Origin of the sequence: Fodinibius sp. (assembly GCF_041642155.1) — a bacterium.
GTDB lineage: Bacteria > Bacteroidota > Rhodothermia > Balneolales > Balneolaceae > Fodinibius.
Window position 1 is genome coordinate 1 of record NZ_JBEPWZ010000204.1, and the last position, 5,428, is coordinate 5,428.

Annotated in this window: 8 protein-coding genes; 3 read left to right on the forward strand and 5 right to left on the reverse strand. The window is 52.6% G+C overall.

The features are described 5' to 3' along the window. The coding region (locus ACESLU_RS11020; protein ID WP_372638700.1) for an MFS transporter at nucleotides 1-879 on the reverse strand (879 nt) is incomplete at its 3' end. A 183-nt stretch (nucleotides 880-1,062) separates the two neighbouring features. Here ACESLU_RS11020 and ACESLU_RS11025 point away from each other — a divergent pair. The 3 genes from ACESLU_RS11025 (at nucleotide 1,063) to ACESLU_RS11035 (ending at nucleotide 4,238) form a co-directional block, all read left to right on the forward strand. Continuing rightward, nucleotides 1,063-1,635, forward strand: a complete 573-nt coding sequence (locus ACESLU_RS11025; RefSeq protein ID WP_372638701.1) for a hypothetical protein — start codon at nucleotides 1,063-1,065, stop codon at nucleotides 1,633-1,635. A 96-nt stretch (nucleotides 1,636-1,731) separates the two neighbouring features. Next, the gene (locus ACESLU_RS11030; RefSeq protein WP_372638702.1) at nucleotides 1,732-2,976 is read left to right on the forward strand and encodes a Gfo/Idh/MocA family protein; all 1,245 of its coding nucleotides are present in this window, start codon (nucleotides 1,732-1,734) and stop codon (nucleotides 2,974-2,976) included. A 224-nt stretch (nucleotides 2,977-3,200) separates the two neighbouring features. Next, nucleotides 3,201-4,238, forward strand: coding sequence for a Kelch repeat-containing protein (locus tag ACESLU_RS11035; RefSeq protein ID WP_372638703.1), 1,038 nt, complete (start codon nucleotides 3,201-3,203; stop codon nucleotides 4,236-4,238). A gap of 127 nt (nucleotides 4,239-4,365) precedes the next feature. Here ACESLU_RS11035 and ACESLU_RS11040 read toward each other — a convergent pair whose 3' ends face one another. The 4 genes from ACESLU_RS11040 to ACESLU_RS11055 all read right to left on the reverse strand — a co-directional run. Continuing rightward, nucleotides 4,366-4,803 (reverse strand): hypothetical protein, encoded by a 438-nt coding sequence (locus ACESLU_RS11040; RefSeq protein WP_372638704.1) that lies wholly within the window; start codon nucleotides 4,801-4,803, stop codon nucleotides 4,366-4,368. Nucleotides 4,804-4,839: 36 nt separating this feature from the next. Next, entirely contained in the window at nucleotides 4,840-4,989 is a 150-nt protein-coding gene (locus ACESLU_RS11045; RefSeq protein ID WP_372638705.1) for a zinc-binding dehydrogenase, read from the reverse strand. Beyond that, nucleotides 4,955-5,209 (reverse strand): alcohol dehydrogenase catalytic domain-containing protein, encoded by a 255-nt coding sequence (locus ACESLU_RS11050; RefSeq protein WP_372638706.1) that lies wholly within the window; start codon nucleotides 5,207-5,209, stop codon nucleotides 4,955-4,957. Before ACESLU_RS11050 ends, ACESLU_RS11045 begins: the two co-directional genes overlap by 35 nt. A gap of 32 nt (nucleotides 5,210-5,241) precedes the next feature. Continuing rightward, nucleotides 5,242-5,428, reverse strand: a 187-nt coding sequence (locus ACESLU_RS11055; RefSeq protein WP_372638707.1) for a hypothetical protein, incomplete at its 5' end; no start/stop codon positions are given.

Genomic DNA, 5,428 nt, shown 5'->3' on the forward strand with positions numbered 1-5,428 from the left:
ACCCAATCCGGCCGTCAGATTAAGTCCGATACCAAATATCAGTACCTCGCGCTCCCCGAGATTAAACGTACCCGCCGCATAGATGCCCCCAAAAGCAAAGACGGTAGCCAGGGCATCAATAAATACCATACGGGCCACTAAAAAACGAACAATGTCCCGGTACTTTCGGACTTCCTTCACCGTACTTTTCAGCTGCCCCCACCCCGATTTGACCGCTTCGGAGAGGTGAACGCCGGTAGGGGGACGGTCGCTGGTTAACATAAACATCGGAATGGAAAAGAGCGCGTACCAGACCGCGACCAAGACAAAGGTGGCCCGGACATGCTCGGCGGCGGCTTTTTCCAATCCAAAAGGCGGCTGTTCTACATCCACAAACAGGAACAGTGCGATAACCAGGCAGGCCAGTCCCCCGGCATATCCGAGTCCCCACGCCCAGCCGGACCACCGCCCCATGCGCTCTTCCGAGGCAAGGTCGGGCAGCATGGCATTGTAAAAGATGATGGCAAATTCCGAACCTATGGTCCCCAAGAATATCAGCGCCAGCGCCAACCACACATATTGTTGGGAGGGGGCCACGAACCACAATGCCGCTGTGGCTCCGATCGCCAGCAGGGTAAACCAGCCGATCCACGGCTTCCGGCGGCCCATCTGATCGGCGACAGCACCAACAAAAGGAGCACAAACAGCTATCACCAGTCCCGCAGCCCCGATGGTATTGCCCCACTGAGTGCTTCCCAGCGTATCATTTTTGGCTACCGACTGCATAAAATACGTGGCGAAGACAAACGTCTGAATAACAGCAAAAAAAGCGCTGTTGGCCCAGTCGTAGAGCGCCCACGAAAAAAGGGAAACGGTTGATTCTTGCTTCTTTGTTTTCATTACCGAGGATCGATTACATGTTACCATAATCCGGAAGTCTGCAGGACCTGGCAAAGACTGCTGCCTGCTAATCGAATGTGGACGGATTCCGGCAGAATCCTAATTATGAATGGAATACTTGGGAAATGCAATATGTTATTATAAACTTAACGGCAGGATAACAGACAAAGAATCAGAAGCATTATGAACAAACGAAACAAGAATCTCATCTATATATACGATACCGATCATCAAAAAATCATTATGATTGACGGTGAAACCGGAGAGCGCGTGCGGGAAGAAGATGACAAGGTGACCGGCTTGCTTAAGTACCTGCATGAGCAGGGAAGCTCTCGTTTGCTGCGAAAATTTGCCGTCTGGTGTGCCCGGCAAATCAATGATGACCTTAAACCCATACAGAAGAAGATCCTTGACCTTGCTGAAAAAGCGATCCGCGATGATGTCAAGACGGAAGAACTCAAAGAACTCTATGAGGAAACGGAAGGAACAGCGGTAGCCGCCGATACGGTGGGGCTCCGCCAGGGATCCAAAAGCGCACCGGCCTATCTTGCGGCGCGGGAGTGTATCAATCCCGATGCCCTGGATGGCGCTATTCAGGCGGCCCGTTTTCACCGGCTGTGGGCTGAGATGCAGGATCAGCCGGAAGAATTCTCCGACAAGGCGCTCAAAGAGGTACGGGCTGCCTCTGACCGTGATACGCTCAAAAAAGTCGATGAACAGCAAACGGATCGGCTCCTGGATCTCATGAACGAATAAAATTTTTGTCTTTTCGGGTAGCATTTTTGCTATATATTTTTACTTTGTACAAGCTATTTTCACTTTCATTATTTATAGATTTTAAAAACAGATTGTATGAAATCACTTCGATTGGGATTTATTGGCTCCGGCTTTATTGCGCACTTTATGGCAACGGCTATGAAGCAGGTGCGTCACCTTGAATTGACGGCCGTTTACGACCGCGGCGGAGCCGAAGAGCTGGCCCGCTTTGCCCGGGACAACCGCCTCGGTGAATGCGCCATCTATGGCACTGTTGAAGAAGTGTGCCGGCATTGCGATGTCGTGGCCATCCTCGCCCCCAACTACGTACGCGTGGAATTGATGGAGGAAATTGCGGATGCCGTGCAAAAAGGGACTGAATTGGAAGGTGTGATCTGCGAAAAACCATTGGGACGCACGATTGAGGAAGCCCGGCGGTTGGTCGAACTGGCGGATGATGCCGATCTGCTCACCGCCTATTTCGAAAACCAGCTTCACATGAATGCCGTCAATAATGCACTGGAGCAACTGCGTCCCCAGCAAAAAGAAATGGGACATTTCACCCTCGCCCGCAGCACCGAAGAGCATGCGGGTCCCCACAACAGCTGGTTCTGGGATCCCAAAAAACAAGGCGGTGGCGTATTGTCCGATATGGGATGTCACAGCATAGCCGTCTCGCGTCATATTTTAACACCGGAAGGCAAAGCGCCCGACTTCCTGAAGCCGGTCTCCGTGCAGGCCGACACCTGCCTGTTGAAATGGGGGCAGCCGAGATACCGGGACCAGCTGAAAGAACGTTTCGGCGTGGATTACGGGGAGACGCCCGCCGAGGATTTCTGCACCGGACTGATTACCTTCGAAAACCCGGACACCGGTCAGAGGGTCAAAGCACAATTCACCGATTCCTGGATGTATGACAAACAGGGGCTGCGCCTGAGCATGGATGCCCTGGGTCCCGGCTACGCCATGGAAGTCAACACCCTTATTTCACCGCTGGAGATTTTTATCAGTGACGAGGCGGCAGCAGCGGTAGCGGATGCCGAAACGGCTCTTGAAAAATCAACCTCCACGCGGGGACTCCTGCCTGTACAGCCCAACGAGGCAGACCTCTACGGCTATGTGGGTGAGATGGAAGAGATGAAAAATGCCTTTATGGCTGGCAGGGACGCCAAACTGGACTGGAACTACGGCCTGGAAATCACCCGGATCTGTCAGGCCGCCTATATGGCAGCCGAACAGCAGCAGACACTGGATCTCACCGATCCCTATACCAATGACGAACTGGAAGACTACCGTTCGCTGATCTCGCAGGGCGAGGGGGCGCAAGTACTATTCAGGTGATGTGGTCTTGACAATGTTCACCGCATGGGTGGATGTCATAAATAATATGAGACGGTGTAAACAGCATGACGGCTTCAGACAACGCTAAAAAAGACGATGCGTCTGCGCGTTTTTCATCGATGAACGGGTACGAAGGTATCATCATCCTACGAGCCTTGTATAAATATTGCAGAAAGATCTTTGGCGCCACCAAATGATAATAAAAAGTCCATAACTCATTACTCATGAAATCATCCCTGCCATCATTTATTTCTCCTTTAACAATAGTCGCCGCCGGCCTCCTGCTCTTAATCATCATCCAGCCGGTACGGGCCCAGGATCATGGGAATGATAGTGCGAGCTGGCAGCTTTTGGACCTGAATAAGCCTCCCACAAACCGGCACGAAAATGCGGCGGCCGTCGCAGGAGACAAACTATATCTCATTGGAGGGCGGGGCGAACGTCCGGTGGAAGTATATGATCCCGCGACGCAAAGCTGGTCGGAAAAGGCCACGCCCCCGCTGTCGATGCATCACTTTCAAGCGGTCTCCTATAACGGGAAAATTTATGTTCTCGGTGCGTTCAACGGCAACTACCCCTACGAAGATCCCATTGCTCATGTGTATATCTACGACCCTGAGGACGATCAGTGGACCAAAGGGGCGGAAATACCGGACGACCGGCGCCGGGGTGCGGCGGGCGCGGTGGTATATGAAGATAAAATCTATATCGTCGGCGGTATTCAAAATGGTCACGCCAGCGGACACGTGCGCTGGCTGGATGTCTTTGATCCCCGGACGGGCGAGTGGAGCCGGTTAGCGGACGCGCCCCGGAATCGCGACCATTTTCAAGCAGCCGTCATTGACGGCAAGCTGTATGCGGCAGGGGGACGAAGGAGCTCTCAGGCAACCGGACAAACGTTTGAGTTGACCATTCCGGAGGTGGATGTATATGACTTTTCTACCGGCAAGTGGACGCCCATGCCGCCCTCCGGCGACCTCCCTACGGAAAGGGCCGGCAGCACCTCCCTTTCCACGGGTAACTACCTGATTGTTCTCGGGGGCGAAAGCGCAGCCCAGACCGCTGCCCATGCGGAGGTCGAAGCTTTCAATACCGAAACCGGCACCTGGCACTCTCTGCCCTCCTTGACTCAAGGACGACACGGTACACAGGCCGTTATTTTCGACGATCAAATCCATATCGCAGCCGGATCCAAAGTGCGGGGGGCCGAGGAAATACACTCGCACGAAGTATTCAGCATCCCGGATTCCCTTGCTCATTAAGGGGCCAACGCCCACAAGGAGTCACCCTTCACCATGCGGGAATTACCATTCACTTCAATATTCTTCCGGGAGCCCTTGCGATTAATCCAGCGAATAGGATACCGTTGTACGTGAAAAGCCCCAGGTTTTACAACAGGTAATCAAGTACCGCATCCCAGTCGGGAAACCTGTCGGACCGGAAATGGATGTGTTCTCCCCGGAACCCCTCAACGCCATTGGCCAGGCGGTCGTCAATGAGGTAATCGCCCTCGTTCATATTTTTATGATGACTCAAAATAAGCCGCTTGTATCCCGCCTCCGGCAGATGTTTTTTGACCCACAGCAGCTTGTCCCTCCATGCAGATGGATTGTCCCACGGGCTGGTGGATAAGATATAGGTATCGTACCGGCTACTCAGTTTCCGGAAGCCCTCGACAGCCCCCTCCACCGGCGGCAAATCGCTGAAAAAATCCGGCACCTCGTCAAAATCACCTTCGTACTCCTGCCTGAGTTCCTCTGAAAGCTGGTCGATGCCCCATGGGAAATCCACCAGGACGTTATCCATATCAACGTATACTATTTCCATAGGCTGAACTTTTTCATTAAATAGAAGACTCCTCTGCTATGGTACCAGAATAACCTTACCTATATTTTTTCGCTCCTCTATGTAGCGATGCGCTTCAGCTACATCTTCAAAAGAAAAAATAACATCCACACGGGGATTAATCCAGCCTTCCTCAACCCCTTCCAGCAGCCTGTCCATCCAACTCATCCCCCACCGAACTTACCGTTCCCGAAACCTCATATCCCACTACACAGGGCTTCGGGGGGGCATCTGGATACTGTCCTTTCCGGGCTAATATATCTGCAAAATTGAGACCCGAGGCCTTCACATCGATAACCAGTTCGCCGGCTTTGGGAACAAGATCTGCTTTTTCCTGAAGTTCGAGCACTTCATAACCGCCACTTTTCGTATTTACGATTTGTCTCATATCAACTGCCTGTAGACTCTGTCTGTTATCCGTTATTTCCTTCCCAGCTCCCGGGGACGTACGACGTACATGCCGCCGACCTGTTCGAAGTGAGCATCTTTGGGTTCCAGCACGATAAATAGCACGTCCTCGCGTCCCCCATACTGCTCCGGTATTTTATACAGCTTCATACGGGGATTGCGGATGTCGCTGTAGCGCTTGATCCTGAGCGTGTCCCCG

What these genes read in the sequence shown, in the direction of transcription:
- ACESLU_RS11025 (WP_372638701.1), top strand. Translation starts at nt 1,063, where the DNA reads ATGAACAAACGAAACAAGAATCTCATCTATATATACGATACCGATCAT.
- ACESLU_RS11030 (WP_372638702.1), top strand. Translation starts at nt 1,732, where the DNA reads ATGAAATCACTTCGATTGGGATTTATTGGCTCCGGCTTTATTGCGCAC.
- ACESLU_RS11035 (WP_372638703.1), top strand. Translation starts at nt 3,201, where the DNA reads ATGAAATCATCCCTGCCATCATTTATTTCTCCTTTAACAATAGTCGCC.
- ACESLU_RS11040 (WP_372638704.1), bottom strand. Translation starts at nt 4,803, where the DNA reads ATGGAAATAGTATACGTTGATATGGATAACGTCCTGGTGGATTTCCCA.
- ACESLU_RS11045 (WP_372638705.1), bottom strand. Translation starts at nt 4,989, where the DNA reads ATGAGTTGGATGGACAGGCTGCTGGAAGGGGTTGAGGAAGGCTGGATT.
- ACESLU_RS11050 (WP_372638706.1), bottom strand. Translation starts at nt 5,209, where the DNA reads ATGAGACAAATCGTAAATACGAAAAGTGGCGGTTATGAAGTGCTCGAA.